Origin of the sequence: Nocardia macrotermitis (genome assembly GCF_009604405.1) — a bacterium.
In the GTDB taxonomy this organism is placed as follows: domain Bacteria; phylum Actinomycetota; class Actinomycetes; order Mycobacteriales; family Mycobacteriaceae; genus Nocardia; species Nocardia macrotermitis.
This window is the reverse complement of the sequence record NZ_WEGK01000005.1, coordinates 314,182-338,882: the sequence shown is the minus strand read 5'-3', so window position 1 is coordinate 338,882 and position 24,701 is coordinate 314,182. Positions and strand designations below refer to the sequence as shown.

The window sequence follows — 24,701 nt, the reverse complement described above, 5'->3', positions numbered from 1 at the left end:
GCCCGGTGGAACCGCCGACGCACCCGGCGCGCCTTCCCCAATGACATCGTGGCTGCCATCTGCGCGCCAGGCACCTCGAACGTGCACCAATTTCACCACACTCACATCAGAACCGCCATGCTCACGGGACACATCAACCACATGCGCACCACAAATCCCGCCCGCCTCGGCGAGGATCAGTCGGTGGCGGCGGTGATCCGATCGGCCACATCGATGACGCGGATGGACGGATCGGCGAGTTCGGCGACGACGACCCGCGCCACCTGCGCCGCGATCTGCGCGCGGATACCGCCGAGCGCACCCAGTACGCGTGCCCGCCTGGTCTCGGCCCGCAACTCGACCACGATGTCCTGCGCGGCCGGCGGTTCGGCATCGATGACGACGAACAGCGGATCGGCCGCCCGCGCGACGAGCACCAGCGGGATCTCCACCTCGGCGCGATACCGGTTGTTGCTCAGCACGATGACACTGATATCCAGCGTGACGGGGATGACCAGGTCGAATTGCACCGGGTCCCCGGGTCTTTCGGACAGTCGCGGCAGCCGCACGGTGCCCTTCACATCGACAGTGGCCGCCCGGCGCGGGCCGGTACGCAGCGGACCGACCTCGATGATCCGCCCGGCCAGACCCTCGACGACCTCGCGGACCCGGGCCGCGGTGACGATGCGCGGGAAGAATCTGCGCCCGAATTCCGTGTAGTCGATCCAGGTGAACTGTTCCAGGGTCCGATACCGCGAGCGAGTGCCGTTCATGATGGCCTCGACGTCGAAGACGCGGGCGCGGCGGGCGCCCGGATCGACGAGCATGGCGTTGACCCGATTGGCCACCTCGCGTTGCACGAGTGTCGCGATCGGATCCATCAGCAGGTCGATCGCGTTTCCGATGGCCTCGGCCCGCACCACCAGGCTCACATCGCGCCCCCGCACGCGCGGGATGTCGATGACGATCAGCAGCGGATCCGCGGTGCGGGCGTGCAGCGTCAGATCGATCTCCACGACCGCCTCGAGCCGGAACTGCTTGCCGCCGAGAGTGACCGTGAGGTGCAGCGATACCGGCAGCCCGACCTCGAAGGTCACATGCGGCCCGTTGCGCACGATCTGTGGTCTGCCGACGTTGCCCTCGGCCACGAATCCCGCCAGCCCGGCGGGGCCGATCGAGAACGGGCCGATGGATATCCCCCGCCCGGCCATTCCCGCGACCGCGGCCTCGATCCGCGCCGGAGTGACCGCGGCCGAGACGAAGCGTTCGCCGAACACCTCGTAATCGATCCAGGCAGGGGGGTTGTGCTGGCTGGACTGTCGCATGAGTTACCGAAACCTCGCTGTGCCGGATGGTGCGCCTGCCGATCCCAATCCCATGCACGAGCGTACCGATCCCCGGCTCCGCCACGCGAATACGACGCCATGACACAACACACACCATGATCAGCGAGAAGATGAGCGGCCCCCGGTGTGCAAGTCCCTGTCCTGCCGATGAGGGGGCAGCAGGACAGGGACCGCGTCGACGGTGCTGCCGGGCACCGCCGGGTCCATGGTAGGGCTCGGCGCGTGGTGCGCTTCCCCCGACGGTCGGAAATACTCGCACGCCACGGGCGGTATTTCCCGAATGACCGAGACCGACCTTACCCGCCCGATCGGCCCTGGCGTAACGGGAATTTTCTACCGCATCGCACTCATTCCTCCCACGGGTGGGAGCAGCGTTCGCCCCGGGGCCGGAACCGATGCGCTCTTGATACCCGAATGTGCTGGTAGAGGCATGGATCACAGTCTCGTCAGCGCATCGGTGAGGCCCCGGCCAACGGCCGCGCGCAGCATTTCGCCGTGAGCGATCCCATCGCAGCCGCCGCCACGCCATCGCGAGTTCACACATTCGAGCCCCCTACCGCCGACGAGTCGAACCACCGATAGTCGATAAGACGTTCGAACGAGCGCCGCGGTTCCCTCGGTTCCGAGAATTTTTTTCCTCGCCTCGCGCCCGCGCGTGTCCAAAGCCCTCGAACGCCACACCCGAATGCTCGAAAGTGGCTCAGTCACGCCAAGTTTCATCTCACGAAATGGGAAAAGCACCGTCGCACTGGATATTTGGCCGCGAACTACGCGAAAAGTCCGGCCGAAGTACCGAAATCGCACATCTCCGGCAAACCCTCGCTACACTGTGCCGCGGATGTCGGGCTGCCGGAAGGAACCATCCTGCACACTCTGTGGACGTACGTCGTCGATCACCGCACCCAACTGCTGACGGATTCGTATCTGCACGTTTCCGCGGTGGTGCAGTCGGTGTTGATCGCGACCGTGGCGGCGGTGCTGGTCGGCATCGTCGTGCATCGCAGTCCCTGGGGTTCGGCGCTGGCCACCGCGGCGGCCAGCATCATTCTGACGGTCCCCTCGTTCGCGCTGCTCGGCCTGCTCATTCCCGTACTCGGCCTGGGTGTGCGGCCCACGGTCACCGCGTTGGTGCTGTACGCGCTGCTGCCGATCCTGCGCAATACGATCGTCGGGCTCGCGGGGGTCGATCCGGCCGTGGCCGATGCCGCGCGCGGCGTCGGGATGAACCGGCTGCGGGTGCTGACCGGCATCGAACTGCCGCTGGCCTGGCCCGCGATCCTGGCGGGTATGCGGGTCAGCGCCATGATGTCGATGGGCATCCTGGCCATGGCCGCCTACGCCAAGGGCCCCGGCCTGGGCAACATCATCTTCTCCGGCCTCGCCCGCCTCGGCAGCCCGACCGCGGTACCGATGGCGTTGAGCGGCACGCTGCTGATCATCGTGCTGGCGCTGCTGCTGGACGCCGTATTCGCCCTCATCGGCCGCCTAACCACCCCCAGGGGAATTCGTGACTGACACCGCAACCGCCGGATCCGAGACCGCCGAACAGCGGCACGGCGCCGAGATCGTGCTCGACTCGGTGACCAAACACTATCCGGGACAACGGGATCCGGCCGTCGACAACTTCTCGATCACCATTCCGGCCGGGGAGATCGTGGTCTTCGTCGGGCCGTCGGGCTGCGGTAAGACCACCACGATGCGGATGATCAACCGCCTGATCGAGCCGACCTCGGGCACCATCACGATCGACGGTCAGGACGTCGCGGGTATCAACGCGGACCGGCTGCGGCGCAGTATCGGCTATTCGATCCAGCAGGCCGGGCTGTTTCCGCATCTGAGTGTGGCGCGCAATATCGCGACGGTGCCCGGACTGCTCGGCTGGGATCGCAAGCGAATCAACGCCCGCGTCGACGAGATGCTGGAACTGGTCGGCCTCGAACCCGGCACCTACCGCCGCCGCTACCCGCGGCAACTCTCCGGCGGGCAGCAGCAGCGCGTCGGCGTGGCGCGGGCGCTGGCCGCCGATCCGCCGGTGCTGCTGATGGACGAGCCGTTCGGCGCGGTCGACCCGATCACCCGCGGCCTGCTCCAGGACGAATTGCTGCGGCTACAGGCCGATCTGCACAAGACCATCGTGTTCGTCACCCACGACTTCAACGAGGCGGTCAAGCTGGGTGATCGAATCGCCGTGCTGGGCGATCGATCCCGCATCCTGCAATACGACACCCCGGCCGCGATCCTGGCCGAACCCGCCGATGACACCGTCGCCGGATTCGTCGGCGCGGACGCGGCCCTCAAACAGCTCACCCTCACCCGCGTCGCCGACGTCGATCTGAGCCAATGCCCCACCGCCATCGAATCCGACGCCCCCGACGCCCTGCGCGCCGCCCTGGCCGAACGCGAATGGAAATGGGGCCTGATCCTGGACGCCCAACGCCGCCCGCTGCGCTGGGTCTCCGCCGACCACCTCGCACACGCCGCCTCGCTGCGCGAGGCGGGCCAGCCCGTCGCGGGCACGGTCCGCCAACGCGCCTCACTCCAGGAAGCCCTGGAAACCCTGCTCGCCGACAGCACCGCCCACGCCGTGGTCACCGGCCCGCGCGGCGACTACGCGGGACTCATCACCATCGACACCCTGGTCACCCACCTGTCTGCCATTCGCGACGAACACTCCAGCGGCACAACGGATTCGACTGCCGTGGCGAATACCACCGATTGGCCGAATTCCGAGCAGCACGAAACCGACAGTGCCACTGGGGATATCGCCGAGTCGACCGGAACCGACATCGCAGATTCCGCTGAGACGAACCCACGGAACTCCGAAAGTTCCGATGCGAGTGACGAATCCGATGACAACATCGCACCTGCCGAGCAGCAAGGCACGGCTGAAAGCGTTGACGCATCGGCCGATACGACCACAGCAGACACCGTCGCAAGCGCTGACGACGCTGGGGGCAGTACCGGGACCACGAGTGCGGATTCCTCCGAAACACCTGATGCGAGTACCGAACTCACCGACAACACCGCACCCACCGAGGACCGAGGCGCGCCCGGAAACATCGCGACACCGGACGGCACCGGAACGGAAGAATCCACCGCGACCGAGCTGGCCGCCGACTCGAGTGCTGCGGCGACCGATGCGGAGCCTGGACCGGGCGAGCCTGGTGGTGAGGTGAAGCCGTGAGCGACAGGGTGATTCGGGGCCGGGCCGGTAGCCGCGGGGGGCGCGGATGAGTCCGGTGGATCAGCGTACCGAGCGGCGGGCCGAGCTGATCCGGTTGGCCGTGCAGCCGTTGCTGGCGATCGTGTTGGCGGTCGGGGTGTTGTTCTGGGCGTTCCACCGGACGCTGACCACGACGCAGCAGGCCAGTATCACGGGTGCGAACATCAGAACCGTGGTGTGGCAGCACGTGCTGATCACCGTCACCGTGGTGGTGATCGTCGTGGTGATCGCGGTGCCGCTGGGCACGCTGCTGAGCAGACCCGGATATCGCAGGCTCGCACCGATTTTCGTCGGTATCTCCAATGTCGGCGCGGCGGCTCCGGCGATCGGGTTGATCGTGCTGTACTACCTGCTCACCCAGAAGACGGGGTTCTGGGTCGGGGTCGCACCGATCGCGTTCTATTCGCTGCTGCCGGTGCTGCGCAATACGATTCTGGGTTATCAGCAGGTCGATCCGACACTGGTCGACGCCGGGCGCGGACAGGGGATGTCGGCGGCAACGGTGTTGCGGCGCATCGAATTTCCGCTCGCCGTGCCGTACATCCTGGCGGGCCTGCGGACCTCGCTGGTGCTGGCCGTGGGTACCGCGACGCTGTCCTTCCTGGTCAGCGCGGGCGGGCTGGGCATCCTCATCGATACCGGATACAAGTTGCGCGACAACGTGACGCTCTGGGTCGGCGCGCTGCTCGTGGTCGCGCTGGCCCTGCTCGTCGACTGGCTCGGCGCGCTCGCCGAACAATTCCTCGGACCTCGGGGGCTGCGGTGAAACGTGCACTGCTGGCGGCGTTCTCGGCCGCGCTCTGTCTGCTTCCGATATCCGGCTGCGGCCTGGAATCGGGTGGTTCGGTGCCGCTGGAGGTCGGGCCGGGCAGCATCACCCCGGTCCCCGCGCTGCGGGGCGTGCAGATCACGGTGGGCTCCAAGGACTTCACCGAACAACTCGTCCTGGGCTACATCCTCGAATTCGCCCTGACCGCGGCCGGGGCGCAGGTGCGCGACCTGACCGACATCACCGGATCCAACAGCCTGCGCGACGCCCAGTTGCACGGCCAGGTCGACATCGCCTACGACTACACCGGCACCGGCTGGATCAACTATCTGGGCAACGAGGGCCCGATTCCCGACTCCGCCAAGCAGTTTCAGGCCGTGCGCGATCAGGATCTGGCGAAGAACGGCATGGTGTGGGCGGATCTCGCGCCGATGAACAACACCTACGCGATGGTCGTCAACGAGGCGGGCGCGCAGCAAACCGGGGCGAAGACGTTGTCGGACTACGCGCGTCTGATCAACACCGGTGCGAGCATCGGCGCGACCTGTCTGGGCACCGAATTCAGCGTGCGCCCGGACGGTTACCCGGGAATGGCCGCGAAATACGGTATCGACGTCGGCAAGGTGCACAAGCAGCTCATGCAGGACGCGCTGGTCTACCCCGCGACGGCGAACAACACCTGCGAGTTCGGCTCGGTGGACACCACCGACGGCCGCATCAAGGCCCTGAACCTGCGTCTGCTCGACGACGATCTCGGTTTCTTCCCGAAATACAATGCGGCACTGGTGATGCGGAAATCCTTCGCCGACGCGCATCCACAGGTGGCGCAGGTGCTCGAGCCGATCTCCCGGCTGCTCACCAACGAGACCATCACCGAACTCAACGGTCAGGTCGACCTGCACGGCCGGGAACCGGCCGTGGTCGCCCGCGACTGGATGGTCTCGCAGGGATTCGTGACGGCCCGATGACGCGCACCGGGCCGCGACGATCAGGCGTTGAGCAGTTGCGGTCCGCCGTCGAGTTCACGGCCGATGGTGGCGCGCACGGCGGGCCATTCCTCGTCGAGAATCGAGTAGAACGCGGTACTGCGGACCTCGCCGTCGAAGCCCCGCGAATGCGCCCGCCGGACCCCGTCGCTGGTCGCGCCGAGGCGCTCGATCGCCATGCGGGAGCGCATATTTCGCATATCGGCCCGCATCGCGATGCGCCGCACCCGCCACACCTCGAACGCGTGCGTCAGCATCAGCAGCTTGGATTCCAGATTGATGCCCGCCCCACGCGCGTGCGGCGAGAGCCAGGTATTGCCGATCTCGGCGGCGTCGGGCGTGGCCAGCAGCGGATCGCCGGCCGGGATCCCGTGCACCATCGGCCAGACCATCGGCCCCTGCCAGTAGTCGAAGCGGGTGAATCTGGTCGAACCCAGCACCCGATCATCTCTGGCCGAGACGATGGCGAAGGCCAGACCGGTACCGGCGGCGTGGGCGGCGACGGCCTGCGCGACATAGTCGGCGGCCTCGTCGACCCCGTGCGGTACGGGCGTGTACGCATACGCGTCACGGTCCCCGGTGCCCGCCGCGGCGAGGCCCAGGACGTGATGTGGCGCAAGCGGTTCCAGTCGCACCAGGCGACCGGTGAGAGCAACGAGTGCAGGCACGTTTCCCTCATTCTTTCGGGACGGTCTCCGGCACGCGTCGGACAGGTGCCGCCGCACCGGCCAGCACGCTCCGGATCGACGAACCAGCCCTGGCGCGCCAGCAGCAGCATCGGATAGTGAAGTGAACGATAACGGAACATCGACCGACCGCACCGCAGGCTGAGGACAAATTCACCGCGGCGGTTCGCGTGTCGTGCGGCGGGTCGCAAATCCCCTGTGTGTAACGGCTTTACGGGCAAAACGGCCCGGCGAATTCGACCGGTCGTTCACTCCGAGTTCACCTTCTGCCGGGGCGGTTGGCGGTGGCCCTGCTGGCGGCATCTCAGCGTCCATGTATCGATCTTCGGGAAGCTGCCGGGGGTGATCTGCCGACACCGGATCCGGGCGGCGGCCGACCCTACGCCAAGCGAGGGGCATTCGCCGCCATCGTCCCGAACACTCCGGTCGACCGCCTCCGCCATCACCTCGACCGAAACCCCGAACAGGTCATCGCGGAAGCACCGCTCTCTCAGCGAATTCACCACTTCTGCTCTGCCGCAACATATCTCACGAGTCCACAGCGCCAGCGAAATCTGCTGGTCGACTACTGCGGGGACAATGAATCTCGGACCAGCATGCTCCCGGCTGCGGCTCTGCCGCGACATATCCGACGGGCCAGGGGTCGAGAACACCGACCGCTCGAATCGCCGTCCAGTCGAGAGCGAATACGCCGCATCTCAGTGACACTCTCCACTCGCTCACTGCCGCAACAGATCTCATAGATAGTTGAGAGTCGAAGGAATCCCGGTTGGCGTCCGATACGGCGGCACAATCATCGTCCGGACAACGCCGCGTGGCGCATCAGTGACTTCGAGAGCTTCGTCCGACCTGCCATTCCCGGAGAAATCAGTATGGTGGGCGGAAGTGGGCCGACGAAAGGCGGATGCGTGTCCGAGCCGAATTTGTTCAGTGTCTTCGGGCGAATGACCGCGTTGCCGGGGCGGCGGGCGGAGGTGATCGCGTTGATCAAGGAGTCGGCCAGTGCGGGCGGGGCAGACAGCGGGTTGCTCACGTACAGCATCAACACCGCGCTGGACGACCCGGACGCGATCTGGGTGACCGAGCTGTGGACCGATCGGGAGTCGCACGACGCGACCACCCGATCCGCGCCGGTCGCGGCGGTGACCAGGCGTTTTCTCGAACTGTTGGCCGAGCAACCCGCGGGGTACTACGGGCAGGCCGTCCACGTGCAGGGCCTGACTTCGGACGAGTCGCGCTGAACCCACGGCTCATTCGAGCCATTCCGGTGTCGGCGTTCGGGGCGGCGGACGAGGTGTGGCACGGTGGGCCGATGAACCGTCGTCGTTACGGTGCGACCGCAGTATCGGCCTGCGCGGTACTGCTGACCGCGTGCGGATCCGGTGCCGCCGGGGTGTCCCCGCCACGTACGTCGGCCGCGCCCACGCCGGTGACCAGCGCGTCACCGGTATCGGCTCCGGTCGGGGCGGGTCGGGTGATCGTGCTCGATCCGGGGCACAACGGCGGCAATGCCACACACCCGGCCGCGATCAACCGCCTGGTCCCCGACGGCCGGGGCGGGATGAAGGCGTGCAACACCACCGGCACCGCGGCCCTGGACGGGTATCCGGAACACGCGTTCAACTGGGATGTCGCGGTACGGGTTCGAAATACGTTGTCCGCCAAGGGATTCACCGTCGTCATGACCCGTCCCGACGACGCCGGCGTCGGACCGTGCGTCGACGAACGCGCGGCCATCGGCAATCGCGGCGATGCGGTGGCGGTGGTCTCGATCCACGCCGACGGCGCACCGGGCGCGAATTCGCACGGCTTCCACGTCGCCTATTCCGCCCCACCGCGCAACCCCGCCCAGGGCGAACCGTCGATCCGCCTGGCCACCACCCTGCGGGACGGCTTCCGCGCGGCGGGCTTCACGCCCTCCACCTACGTCGGCGCACAGGGCCTGAACCCCCGCGACGACCTGTCCGGCCTGAATCTGTCCGAACGCCCGACCGCCCTGGTCGAATGCGGGAATATGCATCACCCGGGCGACGCGGCCGCGCTGGAGTCCCCCGACGGGCGGGCGCGGATCGCCACCGTGATCGCGAACGCCATCGTCGGTTACGTGGGCTGAGGCGCGGCGCGTAGACTCTCCTTCTCGTGAGTCTCACCCTCGGAATCGTCGGCCTGCCCAACGTCGGAAAGTCGACGCTCTTCAATGCGCTGACCAAGAACGACGTGCTGGCCGCGAACTATCCGTTCGCCACCATCGAGCCGAACGTCGGCGTGGTGCCGCTGCCGGATCCGAGGCTGGGTCAGCTCGCCGAGATCTTCACCTCCGAGCGCACCGTCCCGGCGGTGGTGTCGTTCGTGGATATCGCGGGCATCGTGAAGGGCGCGTCCGAGGGCGCCGGGCTGGGCAACAAGTTCCTGGCCAATATCCGCGAGGCCGACGCCATCTGCCAGGTGGTGCGCGTGTTCGCCGACGACGATGTGGTGCACGTGGACGGCAAGGTCGACCCGACCGCCGATATCGAGGTGATCGAGACCGAACTGATCCTCGCCGACCTGCAGACCCTGGAGAAGGCCGTCCCGCGCCTGGAGAAGGAAGCGAAGGTCAAGAAGGACCGCAAGCCGGTCGCCGACGCCGCCAAGGCCGCCCAGGAGATCCTGAACGCGGGCACCACCCTGTTCGCGGCGGGTGCGAAGGTGGATTCCGAACTGCTGAAAGAACTTTCGCTGCTCACCACCAAGCCGTTCCTCTACGTCTTCAACGCCGACGAGTCCATCCTCACCGACGCCGACCGCGTAGCCGAACTGAAAGCCACTGTCGCCCCGGCGGATTCGGTCTTCCTCGACGCCAAGGTGGAAGCCGAACTCCTCGAACTCGACGACGAGTCCGCCCTGGAACTCCTGGAATCCATCGGCCAGACCGAACCCGGCCTGCACGCCCTGGCCCGCGCCGGCTTCCACACCCTCGGCCTCCAGACCTACCTCACCGCGGGCCCGAAAGAGGCCCGCGCCTGGACGATCCACCAGGGCGACACCGCCCCCAAGGCCGCCGGCGTCATCCACACCGACTTCGAACGCGGCTTCATCAAGGCCGAAATCGTCGCCTTCAACGACCTCGTCGACGCGGGATCCATGGCCGCCGCCAAGGCCGCGGGCAAGGTGCGCATGGAGGGCAAGGATTACGTCATGGCAGACGGCGACGTCGTCGAGTTCCGCTTCAACGTATAGCCCGGTAGCGCAACAGGTTTCGGATGCGGTTTCCGAAGCCGCACCCTTGATCGACCTCGGCCGGTTCGAGCGGGTCCGTCCCGATCACGATGTGGGACCAGGATGTTCGTGCTCGAACCGGCCGAGAATGTAGCGCACCGCGCCGACTGTCCGTCCTGACAACGACGTTCGATACTCGCGCGATACATCGAGCCACTACCAGCCGACCTTGTTCGCGCAAAGATGAACTCGCACAAGCAGTTCGGGCGCTGGGACGGCGTGGCCCGCTCAGGAGGCGAGCAGGGTGTCGATCTGGTCGATGGCGGCGCTGGAGCCTTCGATGACGCCCATTTCCAGGACTTTCTGGAGTCCTTCGGCGGTTTCGTAGGTGCTGACGTATTCGGCGCGGGTGCGGCCGTCTTGTTCGGTGAACGTGTAGACGTTGTGTGCGACGGGCATGTTCGGGTTCGGGGTGAGGTCCTGGTTGGCGAATCCGTCTTCGAAGGAGAAGGTGCGGGGTTCGTCGACGGCGGTGACCTTCCAGTATCCGGCGAATTTCTCGCCTTCGGGGCTGGTCATGAAGTAGGTGACCAGGCCGCCTGGGGTGAGGCTGTGGTCGACGACGGTGGCGGGGTAGGTCGGTGGGCCCCAGATCTTTTCCAGCTGGCGCGGGTCGGCGTAGAGCTGCCAGATCCGTTCCCGGCCCGCGGCGAATTCGGCGGTGATGGTCAGGGTGCGGGAGTCCAGGTCGTGCTGGACGTCGATGACAGGCATTGCTACTCCTTGGGTTCGGTGTGCGAGGTGGGGTCGGACGCGAGCAGTTCGTCGATGCGCGCGATGCGGCCACGCCAGACCTGCTCCAGCTCGGTGAGCATGGATGCCACCGACCGCACCGCCGTCACGTCGCCGCTGGCCAGCTGCTCGCGGCCGTCACGCCGCTTGGTGAGCAACCCGGCCTTCTGCAGGACGGCGACATGCTTCTGCACCGCCGCGAAACTCATGTCGTACTTCGCGGCGAGCGCGGAGACCGAATACTCCCCGGCCAGCACCCTGCGCATGATGTCGCGCCTGGTCCGGTCGGCGAGTGCGTGGAACAGAGCATCCGCCCTGTCCTCCTCGTCGAACTCGGTCACAGGACAAATATACAACCAGTTGGTTGTAGGTTGTCAAGAACCGTGCCCCATCCGTCCGACAACAACCCGCCCCGAATCCGGATGACCCGCGAAGACGCCACCCGGACAGGCAGTCGCGATCCGCGCGCTTACCAGGCCCCGGCCATCTGCTTGGTGGTGACGAGGATGCGGTTGAAGAAGTTGGTGGTGGCTATCGAGACGACGAGGGCGGCCAGGGCCTTTTCGTCGTAGTGGGCGGCCGCGGCGGACCAGACCTCGTCGGGGACCGGGTTGGGGCGGTCGGCAAGGCGGGTGGCGTGTTCGGCCAGGTCGAGGGCGGCTCGTTCGGCGGGGGTGAAGTAGGGGGTGTCACGCCAGGCGGCGACGGCGGCGAGGCGGTCGGCGGATTCGCCGTTCTTGCGGGCCGAGCGGGAGCCGTTGTCGACGCAGAAGCCGCAGCCGTTGATCTGACTCGCACGGATGTGGACGAGTTCGAGGGTGGATTCAGGTACGCCGCCGCTGCGGGTCGCGACGGTGAGGGATTGGATCGCCTGCTGGGTGTCGGGCAGGATGCGGGCGGGGTTCTTCATGCGGGACATCGCGAATCTCCTTGGGTAGCTTGGTCGTTCGACGTTCCCGAGTTGTGGGAACGACCCTGTACCGAGACTACGGGGATCTTGCCGTAAGCACATGCGATCTTGCGTATGAAGCAAGGCGGGATTGGCGGGACATCGCGGTTGATCGAGCAGGTGCGATCGACTCGCAGATACGAACCGCGCAGAGCGTCCGAAGGAGAAATGGGGCTCCGACAAGACCCGTTCGTGTCTTGTCGGAGCCCGAATCAGGTTCAGCGAGAAGGCAATATGCGGCCGGTGGTTTCGCCGAGGGTGAGCGCGGCGGTTCGGGCTCGGAGGGTCACCTCGTCGTTGTCGCGGAGGAAGCCTATTTCGGTGCCGTCGGCGAGCGACAGGGGTTCCTTTCCGCCCCAGGTCATTTCGAGGAAGGAGCCGCGCTGGTTGGGATCGGGGCCGGAGATGGTGCCGCTGGCGAAGAAGTCGCCGGGACGTAGGCCCGCGCCGTTGACGGTCATGTGGGCCAGCATTTGCGCCGCGGTCCAGTAGGTCGTGTTGTAGGGGGCGGTGGAGACGACTTCGCCGTTGAGGATCACGTCGATCTCTATATCGAAAGCCCAAGCGGGAGTTGCGGAGTCGTCGAGGTAGGGGGCAAGCGGGACGTCTCGCGCGGGTGGGGTGACGCGGGCGCGGTCGAGGGCCGCGAGCGGGGTCACCCAGACGGAGATCGAGGTGGCGAAGGATTTGGCCAGGAAGGGGCCGAGGGGGACGTACTCGAAGGCTTGGATGTCGCGGGCGGACCAGTCGTTGGTGAGGGCCAGTCCGAAGATGTGGTCGTCGGCGGCCGCGAGCGCGATTTCTCCTTGCGGGACAGGGGATCCCAGGACGAAGCCCATCTCGACCTCGATATCGAGGCGACGACTCGGGCCGAAGGTGGGCGGGCCTCCGGGTTCGGGGCGCAGGCCCTTGGGGCGCGGGATGTCGGTGCCGCTGGGGACGATCGTGCCCGCGCGGCCGTGGTAGCCGATGGGGAGATGCTTCCAGTTCGGGGTCAGCGGGGGCTGTCCGGGACGGAAGATCCGGCCGACGTTCGAGGCGTGGAATTCGTTGCCGTAGAAGTCGACGTAGTCGGCGACGGTGAACGGGAGGTGCAGTGTCACCTGATCGATCGGAACAGCCTGGGCAACAATGGCTTCGGTAACCGAAGAGTCCGTCAACGCACGAATGATCCCGGCGCGCACCCGATCCCAGGCAGCGCGATCACACGCGAGCAGACCGTCGAGATTCGCATTATCCGCAGCCGCGATGTCCTCGGGCGCGGCATCGGCGCGAGCCAGCAACGCCGCGACCCCGAGAACGTGATCCCCCAGTCGCACACCGAGTTTCGGACCATCCTCGGCCGTCGAGAACGATCCGTACGGCAGATGATCGATATCGAAGCCCGGAGCTGCCAGACGTTCGGCGGCGGTCATCGGGTTACCTCCACAAGCTTCCGCCCGGCCCAGGACCACGCATAGACACCATCATCAACAGCGGTCCCGCCCGCACCGAGTTCCAACGGCCGGAACGTATCGACCATCACCGCCAGCTCATCGACCTGCTGCACGCCGACCGAAGCCTCCATCGCCCCGGGCTGCGGACCGTGCGCGTGCCCGCCGGGATGCAGCGACACCGACCCGATGCCGATCCCGGAACCCTTGCGGGCCGCGTAATCGCCACCGACATAGAACATGACCTCGTCGGAATCCACATTCGAGTGGTAGTAGGGCACCGGAATCGACAGCGGGTGGTAGTCGACCTTGCGCGGCACGAACGCGCAGATCACGAAGTTGTCGCCCTCGAAGACCTGGTGAACCGGCGGCGGCTGGTGCACCTTACCGGTGATCGGCATGAAGTCCTCGACGTTGAACGTGTACGGATACAGGCAGCCGTCCCAGCCCACGACATCGAACGGATGGTCGGCGTAGACGAAACGAGTGCCGACGATCCCGGTCGACCCGCGATGTTTCACCAGCACCTCGACGTCGGCCCCCTCGACCAGCAGCGGCTGTCCGGGCCCGTACAGATCCCGCTCGCAGTAGGGCGCGTGCTCGAGCAGCTGACCGAAACGCGACAGGTAACGCTTCGGCGGCGCGATGTGACCGTTCCCCTCGATCGCGTACAATCGGCTCGGCCCCTCGGGCACCCAGCGATGCGTCGTCGCACGCGGAATGACAACGAAATCGCCTGTGCGGTAGGTCAATACGCCGAATACGGTTTCGACCACACCCTGCCCGGATTCGACATAAACGCACTCGTCGCCGATCGCGTTGCGGTAGTACGGCGACACCGCATCGGCCACCACGTACCCGATCCGCACATCCCCGTTCCCGAGCACGAGCCGCCGCCCGGTGACCGTGTCCACACCGCTCTCACCAGCGGCGAACAGCTCGTGCAGCCGCAGATGACGCGGCTTCATCGGATGGTTCGCGACGGTGGACTGCTCCCCCGGCTCCCAGATCTCGCTGCCCACGATCGCCGAGGGGACCGTCCGGTGATACAGCAGCGAGGAATCCGAGCTGAACCCTTCCTCACCCATCAGCTCCTCGTACCGGAGCGCACCCGCGCTGTCGCGAAACTGCGTGTGCCGCTTGCCCGGAACCTCCCCCACGCGTCGGTAGTACGCCATACCTCACCTCGATACTCGACGGATGAATGTTCTATAAACGGTCACTAGATAACCTATTATCGACCATAATGCGCTACAGTGTGACCCATGTCAATCCCGAACGTCTTTGCCGCCCTCGTCGACGACGCCGCGATCTTCCCGCCGGGATCCCTGCCGCTACCCGAGGCGATCATCGCCCATGCCGCACAACGGAATTCGCGATACGAAGCGCTGGCGGGCCCGTTCGTGCTCGGCACCGGCGACCTCGCGGCGGCCGCACAACTCGCGACGCCCGACCTGTTTCCCGAACCCCTACCGGTGAGCATCGTCGTCCCCACCCCGGACGCCCTCGCCGAAACGATCGAGACAGCCGACGACCTCCGCGTGACAGTGCGCGCACTCGAGGTCAAACTCGACCGATCCGAACCCCTGATTCCGCAGGTCACCACCATCGCGAACCACGACCGCCGCGGCATCACCACCCACATCGAAGTACCGCGCCCGACCCACCCGGAATGGCCCGAACTACTCGCCGCCATCGCCGCCCACGATCTCCGCCTGAAATTCCGCACCGGCGGCACCCAATCCGATGCCTTCCCCGATGAATCCGAACTCGCCACCTGGATCCACGACGCTGCCCGCCACACCACACCGTTCAAATGCACTGCGGGACTGCACAATGCGATCCGCCACACGGACCCTGAGACCGGCTTCGAACACCACGGCTTCCTCAACATCCTGTGCGCCACCGCATCCGCCCTCGACAATGCCGAAACAGACTCACTCGCAACAATTCTCGCCGAGCGAAACCCCACCGCCCTCACCAACGCACTGGGCGACACCAACCCCAGAACCCTCTTCGTCTCCTACGGCTCGTGCAGCCTCGCCGAATCCTACGAAGATCTTGCGGCGCTCGGCCTGCTCGACAACCGACCCGGCCCGTCAGCCTCACCCCGATGATCGAATCCCGCCGTGGGCAAACCGCACAGCCACCCGACACCCGCACCCCGACCGAAGATCACACGACCGAACCGGAAGTGAACAATGACCCCCGTGACACGCGCTGAACCCACCGATGGTGCGCAGACGCTGGAACGCGGTCTGGCGGTACTGGTCGAACTGAGCCGTCATCCCGACGGCCTGACCACCGCGCAGGTCGTCACCGCGTGCGGACTGCATCGTTCCATCACCACGCGATTGCTGATCTCGTTGCAGCGCACGGGTTTCGCCGTGCGGGACGACGCGGGCGCGTTCCGGATCGGACCGGCGGTCCCGGATCTGCTCGGCCTGGCGCGCCCCCGACTTCGCGAAGTGGCCGAACCCGTCCTGGAACGTCTCGCCCGCACCGTCGACGCGACCGCCTCCCTGGTCGAGATCGTCGACGATTACGCGATCACCACGCTGGTGGCCGAACCGCCGAGCGACGGCCCGCGCTTCTCCTACCGACTCGGCAACCGCGATCCACTGGACCGGGGCGCGGGCGGGGTCGCCGCGCTCGCCGCCGGTCCACCCCGCCCCGGTGAGCCCGATCGGGTCGCGACCGCGCGCACCGAGGGTTTCATCACCACACACGGCGAACTCAATGCCGGTGCGCACGCCATCGCCGCACCGCTGCCGGGCTGGGGTGGCCTCGCGGCGATCAATATCGTCACCAATCGCGAGGCCACCGTGCAGCACGCGCGCCAGCCGCTGTTGGACGCGGTACGCGAGATCGGCACCGGGTAGGCCCGGACGTCCCCTCATGAACGTCCGGAACCACCTCAGTCCACCGGCAATTCGATCCCTCTGGTCTCCCGCACGAACAACGCCGCGCCCAGCGTGAGCACCGCGCACACCACGAAGTAACCGGCCGGCGCGAGACTGTTCCCCGTGACGTCGATCAACCAGGTCGCGATGAACGGCGCGGTGCCGCCGAATAGCCCCCATACGACGCGTGCACTCACCACCGACACCGCGATGAACCGCACCGATTGCCCGAAACCGCCTGCCACACACTGCCGCCGGGCATCAGCATGAACATCGGCACCCCGAGCACGACCCCGGCCCCGCTGCTGCGTTAGGCGGATTCCCGGCGAAAACGGCTGGTCGGCATCGACTTCGACGGATAGCCTCGACCGGTTCGGGAACAGCTCCGACAGGAATCAGAGGATCAGCCGATGGACATCAACGACCTGGTCGTTCGGCGCACGCTCCGCGTGCCCGTGCCAGAGGGGCCGTCGGGTGACGCCGCCGCCGTGGTGCGTCAGTTCGACGCAGTGTTGATGTCGGCCGGATTCAAACTCTCGTCCGAGCTGTTTTCCATACTGTCCCAGCGTGATTCGGGATTCGTCATGGATATCGCGGTCGGGACGCTGGGTGCCGTTCGTCGCATGGTCGGGGATCACGTCGAGCACAATGTGTACTTCCGGGACTTTCCGCGCGGCGTCCCGGATACGGTCGAGTTCTGGACCGAATGCCTGCTCGAGGCGCTGGCCGATCCGGAAGCCGCCGCGCAGGTTGCCGCCGATGCTCGGATCGGCACGCTGAATCTGTTGAGTCTGCCGAAATATGGTCGCTACCAACATGATTACCTCGAAATGCTGGATCATCACGAGCGGTTCGTGGAGGACGCCGCCGACCGGGTGACCGTATTGCGGGCGGGTGGCGATCCCTCCTCGGAAGCGGGCGAGTTGTACGGCGCGCTGGCCGCCGCGACCATCCCGGGCAACGACGACGATCGTGCCGCGTTGACGGCGCTGGCCGAGTTCTGCGCGTTCGATCATGTTCAGCCACAAGATATTCCGATCCGGGAGAACCGCGCCCTGATCAACCGGGTGCGCGTGGATCTGGGTGCGCCGCTGCTGGTCGATACCGTCACCGACGTGCTGCGGTTGGCGTGCGCGATATCGGACGGCGATGTCACGCTGGCGAGCCCGACGCGGTTCGGCGGTTTTCCGCGCCGGGCCCGTCGCACGCTGCTGACCGCGCTGAACGGCGTCGTCGAGGCCAACCCGGCCGCGCTGGGCGATGTGAACCGGTACGCGGAACGCTGGAAACGACTGGGCGAGCGGCTGCATCCGCACGAATTCGCCTTGCCGCACGCGGCCGATGTATTCGCGGTGGCGCGTGGTCAGAAGTCCGCACCGTCGCTCGCCGCACGGGTCGAGGATCTCCTGACACGCGATGACGTACCGGGTGCGACGCGACTGCTGCGGAACGCGCCGGGCCAGCTGTTCCGCAGTGCGGACCGGCTGCTCCGATCGGCGAACGAGCGCGACCTGCCCACGGTCACGGCCGAGATCGGTGCCGTCGCGGGGCAGGTCTCCGGACGCGTATTGCTTTCTCTGCGTGAGCATCTGGAAAATCGCGAGGCCCCGGGCAAGCGGCGTGTGTTCATCAACCAGAGTGCCCGCGGCCACATCGCCCCGGACCAGCGCGAACCGATCCCCGGGGCGATCCTGACCGAACTCCGGGAAATCCTGGATGCCGAACTGCGCACCCGGCTCGGTGATCGACGCTGGGTGGTCGCGCCCGACGTGCTCGATATCGCCCTGCCGATCTCCGGAAAAGCGATTGCCGACGGGTTCGGCACACTGCCGCGCGGGTCCCGGCTGCCGATCGCCGGAAATCTGTTGCGGTTCTTCGTGTATTGGCGAGAAGCGCGGCAGACCACCGACTTCGATCTGTCGGCGCTCATGCTGGACGCGGACTTCGGCAATCCGGAGTGGCTGTCCTACACGAACCTCACCGCGGTCGGCGGCAGTCACTCCGGTGATGTCATCGAGGCGCCCGAGGGCGCGTCGGAGTTCATCGATCTCGATCTGTCGAAGGTCCCCTGCGACATCGTGATTCCGCAGGTGAACATCTTTTCGGGCGAGGGGTTCGGGCAGGTCGCGGAGTCGTTCTTCGGGTACATGCTGCGCACCGCCGAGCAGGAGGGTGCGCCGTTCGAGCCGCGCACGGTGCGGATGAAATCCGGGTTGCGCGGGCGGGGTCGTGTCGCGCTGCCCATGGTGTTCGTACGTACCGGCAACGAGTGGGTGGCTCTGTCGACACATCTACACCTCACCGGAGAGCAGGATGGCAACCAAGTCGAGGACAATCACATCAGCACATCCGACCTGGTCGGCTCGATCCTGCGGCGGAAGTATCTGACGATCCGCTACCTGGCGGAGCTGACCGGGGCGCGGATCGGTGCGCCCGATCCCGCGGGCGGCCCGGTGACGTACGTGGGAATGGAAGTGCCGCAGGAACTTCCGGACGGATCCACCGTGATCACACCGGGGTATCTGGGCGAGATCGTCCCGGCGTGATCTGATACGCTGGATTCTGCGAGGCCATGGAGGAGCTTCCTTCCAACCAAAGCCTGTTAAGCTCCAGCACCTCCGCTTTCCTCGCATTCCACCACATCGGCCGCAATGTCGGCCGTTGTCGTGCACCGAAATGTGTTCAACCGAGCAGCTTTTCGATGACGTCCACGGCGATCGCAGCGCCGTTTTCCTCGGTGATTCCGGCGGCCAGAGTCTGTGTGCCGGTGCGGTACACGGGATTTGCGAGTGCGTCGTCGATGGCTCGGGCCAGGCGTTCGGGAGTGAGTTTCGGACGCGGGAGCGGGGTGGGACTCGCGCCCAATGCGTGCAGGCGGCGCGCCCAGAAGGGCTGGTCTCCGCCCGGCAAGGGGATCGGGATCGTGGGGATTCCGGCTCGCAGGGCCGCAGCCGTGGTGCCCGCGCCGCAGGAGTGTGCCGCGGCCGCCATTCGGGGGAACAACCAATCATGCGGCAAGGTGCCGATGGTCAGAGTGGTGGCATCTGCGACGTTCAACCCCGCACCGCCCGATTGGACGATTCCGCGCACACCCGCGAGTTGCAGTGCGCGGCCGATCGTTTCGGACAGACGAGCCGCCGACGATTCGGACAGCATGAGGCTGCCGAGCCCGAGAAATACCGGCGCGAAACCGGATTCGAGGAATTCGACCACCTCGCTCGGCGGCTCCCAGCCCTCGGGACGGCGAGGCCACCAGTAACCGGTCACCTCCAGACCGGGACGCCAGTCGTCCGGTCTCGGCATGAACTCGATGACGGACCGGTAGCACTCCGCGACGAGATCGTCCTTGGTGCCGAAGTGGTACAGCACCACACTACTACTCATGCCCTTGAGCTGCCAATCGACCGCCACTACCACACACGATGCTGTCGACGTGAGAATCCCTGCCGTACAGTCTGTTTGGGGTCCTCGGAGAGTGGCCGCGGGAGCCCGGCACGATAAACTCGAACGACCGCCGCGCGCGGATGTCCACTCGAGTTCCGGCAAGGGGATGATCATGACCGACGACCGGATTGCGGTGACCGAGGCGATTCCATTGCCCGACGTGCTACGGGCGCTCAGCCGCGAGCTCACCGCCATGACAGGCGATCGGACCAGCGGATTCGAGACGCGCGCAGCCGAATTGACGGTGCGCCTGCTGATCGACACCGAGGCGGGCGAGCCCCGCTTCCACGTGGTCGGCCCGGAGATCCCCGACACCGCCGGAACCACCACGCACACACTGAAACTCACCTTGCGGCCGCTGGTCGGCGAGCCGACCGAGGGCGTGTTCGTGGCGGAGTCCGAGAGTGGTCCGGGCATTCTGGACGCCGAAGTGCCGGACGAGGTACCGGCGGATTCGGAGCCCAGTCTTGTTACGCGGGTGCTGCACAAGGCTTCTCAGCTCGTGTCGGGCGGCGAGGAGGCCGGGCAGGCCGAACCGAACGGTCTACTCGCTGAGCCTCATTCGGAGTCTGCTGATCAGGACAGCGATGTCATCGCTGATCAGGACACCCGGACCGCCCCAGCCGAATCCGATGACGTCGCGCTTGCCGAGTCATCCGACGCGACTCATCACGAGGCGGACGAACTCACCAGCACCGTCGAGTCATCGCAACCGCGCCGTCTCACGATTGTCGAACCCAGCGAAGAATCCGAACACACCGACTCGGTCACGGACGCCGAGGCGGTCGACCCCGGAACACCGCACTGCGACACGGATTCCGAGCCTCTCGACGTTCCCGAAGCAGAGTTGCCGCAACCGACCAGCAGCGCCGATGAACAGCTCTCGGACACCGCGGAGACCGGAACATCCAGCGAGACAACCCATTCCGAACCACTCGATCTCGTAGCCGCGCCGCCGCCCGACACTCAGCAGCTAATCGATGCGGCGGACGCACCCACCACGCGGACAGAACGAACCGCCAGCCCCGAAACATCGCCTGACAACACGGATTCCGATCCCATCGATGCCGTCACAACCGAACCGCACGGATCATCCGAACGCACCGGAGACGAACCGGACCCGTACAAGACAGCAGAACTGCGAGCCGTATCCGACGGCACCACCGCGCAACCGGTCGACACCGCTTCCGCGCCAGCGGATTCCGTGACAGATCCGGACGTCCCCCAGGACGCCGTCACCGCTGCCGACACCCCGACCTCCCCTATCCAGAGAGCCCCCGAAGACCCGACCCCGACCCCGGTCACCAAGGGCAACGCATTCCCGGACCTCGACGACGAGCACGCCGAAGTGATCGCGCGTTACGAGAAGATCCTGGTCGACCGCGAACGCGCGATGGGCCCGCTGCATCGGCACACCCTGATCTCCGCCGGGAATCTGGCCCGCGCGTACCGGGAGGCCGGTCGGTCCTCGCAGGCCATCGACGTCTACGAGCGGGTGCTCACCGACAGCGAAAGCACTTTCGGCCCACAGGATCTCGACACCTTGATCTTCCGTGGCAGTCTCGCGCGCTGCTATCGCGAGGCCGGGCGCATGGTGGAGGCCGTCGACCTGTACGAACGCACCCTCGCCGACAGTGAGAAGGGCTTCGGTCCCGATCACAAGAACACCCTCACCGCCCGGCACAATCTGGCGCTGGCCTACCGCGAGGACGGTCGGCTGGATGATGCGATCGATCTCTACCGCACCTGCCTGGCCGACAGCGAGCGCCTACTCGGCTCCAACCACCGCGACACCCTGATCACCTGCGATTCGCTGGCGTCGTGCCTGCGTGAGGCCGGAAGAACCGCCAAGGCGACCGCGCTGGACGAGCGCCTGCTGACCGCGCGACGACGCGTCCTGGGCCCGGAACATCCCGACACCCTGCACTCCACGGTCAACCTGGCGTCGGACCGCGCGACGGCCAATCGCGCGGGCGAGGCCGCCGACCTCTACGAACAGGCGCTGAGCACCAGCGAGCGGGTGCTGGGCCCGGATCATCCGATCTCCGAACGCGCCCGCATCGGCCTGGCCCACGCCTACGCGGAGGTCGGCCGCGCGAGCGAGGCCGCCGACCTGTTCGAACGCCTGCTCACCGACTGCGAACGTCAACTCGGCCCCGATCATCGCCACACCCTCATCGCCCGCAACAACCTCGCCGTCGCCTACCACGACGCGGGCCGCTTCGCCGAGGCCATCGAGGCACACACCCGCACCGCCGACGACCGCGAACGCCTCCTCGGCCCCGACCACCCCGACACCCTCAAATCCCGCGAACACCTCGCCTACAGCTACGAAGCCCAGTTGCTGGCCCGCACCACCGGACCGCAAATCCCTGTGCCGCAGGAGTAATCGCGCGGGTCGACCCGTGATGTGCTCGGCGAACCGATGCCGGAAGCACAGTGCCGCAACGTATCCGGATCATCGTGAGCGCAACGATCAGGACTCCGGCGCGTCCTCGACCGGAAACAGGATGGGGCTGAGCAGATATCGCGCCCGACCGGGAGCGGGCTCGTTCGCCATGGCGGGCGCGATCGCTCGGCGCAACTCCACGATGAGCTGTTCCAAATCCGCTCGATCCAGCCACAGCGCGTGCTGCCGGTAACCGACGAGATCCGCTGCCGGATCGGCGTTCTCGTGATCGAGGTAGGCCATGAACTCCGAGATCAGCACGGCCATCGCGGTGACGAAGACCTGACGATGGTCGGCGACCGTGGCGGACGCGGCCTCCTCCGCACCGATCACCGCCCGCTCCGCGCGCAGCCGGTAGTGCCGTTCGACCGCGCCGCGCACCCGCTGCTCCTGCGCGACCTCCAGGATTCCGGCCGCGGCCAGCGCCTCGACGTGCCGGTACACCATCGCCTTCGAGACTCCGGGCAGCCGCGCGCACAACTCGGCCGTGGTGAGGGTGCGTCCGCCGCGCAACGCGTGCACGATCCGCATCCGGGCGGGGTGGGCGACCAGTTCCAAAGCATCCACTTCTCAATGTTCTCATATCCTGCTACCTTTCTCATATAACGAGAAAGGTGGGGCACGATGACGACACAGACCGACCCGAAAGCCGTGGCAACCACCGTCGTGGCGCTGCTGCGCGACGGTCGCTTCGAGGAACTCGAGCAGTTGTTCGCGCCCGCGCTGGCCGGCGCGGTATCGGCCGACACGGTCCGGACGGGGTGGCTCGCGGAGACTGCGAAGACCGGTCCGGTCCACACTCTCGACGAGGTGACCATCACCCCGCTCGGCGATCGACTGACCCGGGCCGTGACGACGGCGCACTGCGAGAACGGCGGAATCGAGGTGCGGATTGCGGTCGACGCTTCCGGCCGCCTGCACGGTCTGCGACTCGCACCGCCGACCGAATCGAGCTGGGCCCCACCGGATTACGCCGCACCGCGCCGGATCACCGAACAGGAGATCACCCTGGACTGCGGGCCGCTCACGGTCCCCGGCACGCTGACGCTGCCCCGGGGTGGCCGGGGCCGTCCGGGACTGGTGCTGCTCGCGTCGGGAGCGAGCGACCGCGACGTGACCGTCGGGCCGAACAAGCCGTTCAAGGATCTCGCGTGGGGCCTGGCCAGTCGCGGTATCGCCGTGGTCCGGTTCGACAAGGTGACCCACGTGCACACCACGGTCGAGCACGAGCCCGGCTTCACCATGGTCCAGGAATATCTGCCGAACGCGCTCGCCGCCGTCGAGCTGCTGAAACGGCAGCCCGGCATCGATCCCACCCGAATCTTCGTGGCAGGCATCAGCGGTGGCGGCAAGGCGGCGGTCCGCGTGGCCGCCACCGAACCGTCGATCGCAGGCGTGGTGATGCTGGCCGCGGACACGGTCCCGCTGCCACGCGCCGCGGCCCGCATCTTCGACTACGTCGCCGCTGCCGAACCGGCCGCGGCCGCCGCGCTCCCGGGCACCGCCGAAGCGATCGCCCGAACCGAAGATCCGTCCCTGTCGCCCGAAACCCCCAGTGCGGAACTGTTGTTCGGCTGGCCCGCCTCGTACTGGCTGGATCTGCGCGAGTTCGATCAGATAGCCACCGCGGCGACCCTGGACCGGCCGATCCTGGTGCTACAGGGCGGTCGTGACTACCAGGTCACCGAGGCCGACGATCTGGCCGGATGGCGCGCCGGTCTGGCAGGCAAACCCGATGTGAGCATTCGAGTCCTCCCGGCCGACGACCACATGTTCTTCCCCGGGACAGGCCCTTCGATCCCGTCGGATTACCAAGCGCCACACCACGTCGACCCGGCCGTGGTGGCCGCCATCGCGGAATGGGTGGCTCCCGCATCGAACCGCAACGCCATGTCTCGACTGCTGTCCCGACTCGGCAGGTGACCTTCACATCGGCCCCTGAAGCGAATACCGACTGCTGCACGGCATCTCGTCCGAGACTCACCCGGCCGCACCGGCGACGCGGTCTCGGTCACCGTCGTAGATGGCCGCTACAGCACCTGCGAGCTGCACTGTTTGCCGATCGAGTCGCGTGGTCAGGTGTCGCGTAGTCCCTCGGCGAAGGTGCGTGCGGCGGCCAGATCGTCCGCGTTCGGTCGTCCTTTGCGGATGCCGCCGAGCGGTTTGAACGGCAGGTAGGTGTCGAAGGCGCGGCACGAGAACGTTCCGGCGATCCGGAATCCCTTGTGCTCGAGCGTCTCGACCAGTGGGCGGGTGAATGGCTGGAACCGCGCCTCGGGAAATCCGCTGGTGGCGAAGACGAATGCGTTGCCACGCGATCGCACCTCGAGCCCCTCGACGAAATCGCGCAGCCGAGGATGGAAGGCGCGCAGGAAGATTCCCGAACCGAAGCCCACCAGATCGGCCGCCGCCAACTCCGCCGGATCGACCTGCTCGGGCTCCACGACGCGGGCGCGCAGCACCTCCCCCATCACCTCGGCGACCTGCTTCGTATTGCCATGTGATACCGATGCGCACACGATCATGACCTTCACGGGATGCTCC

Annotated in this window: 21 protein-coding genes and 2 pseudogenes; 12 read left to right on the top strand and 11 right to left on the bottom strand. The window is 66.7% G+C overall.

Annotated features, from left to right (window positions below; genetic code table 11):
• Positions 1-176: 176 nt before the first annotated feature.
• A complete protein-coding gene (locus tag NRB20_RS14410; RefSeq protein WP_153410594.1) occupies positions 177-1,304 on the bottom strand; it encodes a hypothetical protein in 1,128 nt (375 codons plus the stop codon).
• Positions 1,305-2,189: 885 nt separating this feature from the next.
• On the opposite strand from NRB20_RS14410, the gene NRB20_RS14405 reads away from it, so the two are divergent.
• From NRB20_RS14405 to NRB20_RS14390, 4 genes and pseudogenes are all read left to right on the top strand, one after another.
• Complete coding sequence (locus NRB20_RS14405) at positions 2,190-2,840, top strand: ABC transporter permease (protein WP_153410805.1); 651 nt, start codon at positions 2,190-2,192, stop codon at positions 2,838-2,840.
• Positions 2,833-4,014: pseudogene (locus NRB20_RS14400) on the top strand (ABC transporter ATP-binding protein); the annotation flags it as partial. The gene NRB20_RS14405 and the pseudogene NRB20_RS14400, both read left to right, overlap by 8 nt.
• Before the next feature lie 550 nt (positions 4,015-4,564).
• Positions 4,565-5,314 (top strand): ABC transporter permease, encoded by a 750-nt coding sequence (locus tag NRB20_RS14395; protein ID WP_319944901.1) that lies wholly within the window; start codon positions 4,565-4,567, stop codon positions 5,312-5,314.
• Positions 5,311-6,285 carry a glycine betaine ABC transporter substrate-binding protein gene (locus NRB20_RS14390; protein WP_319944900.1) on the top strand — a complete coding sequence of 325 codons (975 nt, stop codon included), beginning with the start codon at positions 5,311-5,313 and terminating at the stop codon, positions 6,283-6,285. The genes NRB20_RS14395 and NRB20_RS14390 overlap by 4 nt, the downstream gene beginning before the upstream one ends.
• A 20-nt stretch (positions 6,286-6,305) precedes the next feature.
• Here the strand turns inward: NRB20_RS14390 and NRB20_RS14385 are convergent, their stop codons facing one another.
• Complete coding sequence (locus NRB20_RS14385) at positions 6,306-6,971, bottom strand: GNAT family N-acetyltransferase (protein WP_319944899.1); 666 nt, start codon at positions 6,969-6,971, stop codon at positions 6,306-6,308.
• 926 nt (positions 6,972-7,897) lie between these two features.
• Between NRB20_RS14385 and NRB20_RS14380 the strand changes: the two genes are divergently transcribed.
• From NRB20_RS14380 to ychF, 3 genes are all read left to right on the top strand, one after another.
• Positions 7,898-8,230, top strand: coding sequence for a putative quinol monooxygenase (locus tag NRB20_RS14380; RefSeq protein WP_319944898.1), 333 nt, complete (start codon positions 7,898-7,900; stop codon positions 8,228-8,230).
• Positions 8,231-8,301: 71 nt separating this feature from the next.
• Positions 8,302-9,102, top strand: a complete 801-nt coding sequence (locus tag NRB20_RS14375; RefSeq protein ID WP_153410591.1) for an N-acetylmuramoyl-L-alanine amidase — start codon at positions 8,302-8,304, stop codon at positions 9,100-9,102.
• 26 nt (positions 9,103-9,128) lie between these two features.
• Complete coding sequence (gene ychF, locus NRB20_RS14370) at positions 9,129-10,208, top strand: redox-regulated ATPase YchF (protein ID WP_319944897.1); 1,080 nt, start codon at positions 9,129-9,131, stop codon at positions 10,206-10,208.
• Positions 10,209-10,475: 267 nt separating this feature from the next.
• On the opposite strand, the gene NRB20_RS14365 is transcribed toward ychF, so the two are convergent.
• From NRB20_RS14365 to NRB20_RS14345, 5 genes are all read right to left on the bottom strand, one after another.
• Positions 10,476-10,961, bottom strand: a complete 486-nt coding sequence (locus tag NRB20_RS14365; RefSeq protein ID WP_153410590.1) for an SRPBCC family protein — start codon at positions 10,959-10,961, stop codon at positions 10,476-10,478.
• A 2-nt stretch (positions 10,962-10,963) separates the two neighbouring features.
• The gene (locus tag NRB20_RS14360; protein ID WP_319944896.1) at positions 10,964-11,320 is read right to left on the bottom strand and encodes an ArsR/SmtB family transcription factor; all 357 of its coding nucleotides are present in this window, start codon (positions 11,318-11,320) and stop codon (positions 10,964-10,966) included.
• 128 nt (positions 11,321-11,448) lie between these two features.
• The gene (locus tag NRB20_RS14355; RefSeq protein ID WP_153410801.1) at positions 11,449-11,889 is read right to left on the bottom strand and encodes a carboxymuconolactone decarboxylase family protein; all 441 of its coding nucleotides are present in this window, start codon (positions 11,887-11,889) and stop codon (positions 11,449-11,451) included.
• 257 nt (positions 11,890-12,146) lie between these two features.
• A complete protein-coding gene (locus NRB20_RS14350) occupies positions 12,147-13,343 on the bottom strand; it encodes a fumarylacetoacetate hydrolase family protein (protein WP_153410588.1) in 1,197 nt (398 codons plus the stop codon).
• Complete coding sequence (locus NRB20_RS14345) at positions 13,340-14,539, bottom strand: homogentisate 1,2-dioxygenase (protein WP_153410587.1); 1,200 nt, start codon at positions 14,537-14,539, stop codon at positions 13,340-13,342. The genes NRB20_RS14350 and NRB20_RS14345 overlap by 4 nt, the downstream gene beginning before the upstream one ends.
• A gap of 87 nt (positions 14,540-14,626) precedes the next feature.
• Between NRB20_RS14345 and NRB20_RS14340 the strand changes: the two genes are divergently transcribed.
• Positions 14,627-15,478 (top strand): hypothetical protein, encoded by an 852-nt coding sequence (locus NRB20_RS14340; protein ID WP_153410586.1) that lies wholly within the window; start codon positions 14,627-14,629, stop codon positions 15,476-15,478.
• A 93-nt stretch (positions 15,479-15,571) separates the two neighbouring features.
• Complete coding sequence (locus NRB20_RS14335; protein ID WP_319944895.1) at positions 15,572-16,243, top strand: IclR family transcriptional regulator; 672 nt, start codon at positions 15,572-15,574, stop codon at positions 16,241-16,243.
• Between the two features lie 35 nt (positions 16,244-16,278).
• Here NRB20_RS14335 and NRB20_RS14330 read toward each other — a convergent pair.
• A pseudogene (locus NRB20_RS14330) lies at positions 16,279-16,568 on the bottom strand (MFS transporter); the annotation flags it as partial.
• A gap of 106 nt (positions 16,569-16,674) precedes the next feature.
• On the opposite strand from NRB20_RS14330, the gene NRB20_RS14325 reads away from it, so the two are divergent.
• Positions 16,675-18,810, top strand: a complete 2,136-nt coding sequence (locus tag NRB20_RS14325; RefSeq protein WP_153410584.1) for a TerD family protein — start codon at positions 16,675-16,677, stop codon at positions 18,808-18,810.
• Positions 18,811-18,946: 136 nt separating this feature from the next.
• Here the strand turns inward: NRB20_RS14325 and NRB20_RS14320 are convergent, their stop codons facing one another.
• The gene (locus NRB20_RS14320; RefSeq protein WP_319944894.1) at positions 18,947-19,675 is read right to left on the bottom strand and encodes a glycosyltransferase; all 729 of its coding nucleotides are present in this window, start codon (positions 19,673-19,675) and stop codon (positions 18,947-18,949) included.
• 145 nt (positions 19,676-19,820) lie between these two features.
• Here NRB20_RS14320 and NRB20_RS14315 point away from each other — a divergent pair, with 145 nt between their 5' ends.
• A complete protein-coding gene (locus tag NRB20_RS14315; protein WP_194289848.1) occupies positions 19,821-22,097 on the top strand; it encodes a tetratricopeptide repeat protein in 2,277 nt (758 codons plus the stop codon).
• A gap of 87 nt (positions 22,098-22,184) precedes the next feature.
• Here the strand turns inward: NRB20_RS14315 and NRB20_RS14310 are convergent, their stop codons facing one another.
• Positions 22,185-22,724, bottom strand: a complete 540-nt coding sequence (locus tag NRB20_RS14310) for a helix-turn-helix domain-containing protein (RefSeq protein WP_319944893.1) — start codon at positions 22,722-22,724, stop codon at positions 22,185-22,187.
• A 57-nt stretch (positions 22,725-22,781) separates the two neighbouring features.
• Between NRB20_RS14310 and NRB20_RS14305 the strand changes: the two genes are divergently transcribed.
• A complete protein-coding gene (locus tag NRB20_RS14305) occupies positions 22,782-24,080 on the top strand; it encodes an alpha/beta hydrolase (RefSeq protein ID WP_153410582.1) in 1,299 nt (432 codons plus the stop codon).
• Positions 24,081-24,232: 152 nt separating this feature from the next.
• On the opposite strand, the gene NRB20_RS14300 is transcribed toward NRB20_RS14305, so the two are convergent.
• Entirely contained in the window at positions 24,233-24,682 is a 450-nt protein-coding gene (locus NRB20_RS14300; protein WP_153410798.1) for a flavodoxin family protein, read from the bottom strand.
• Between the last annotated feature and the right edge of the window lie 19 nt (positions 24,683-24,701).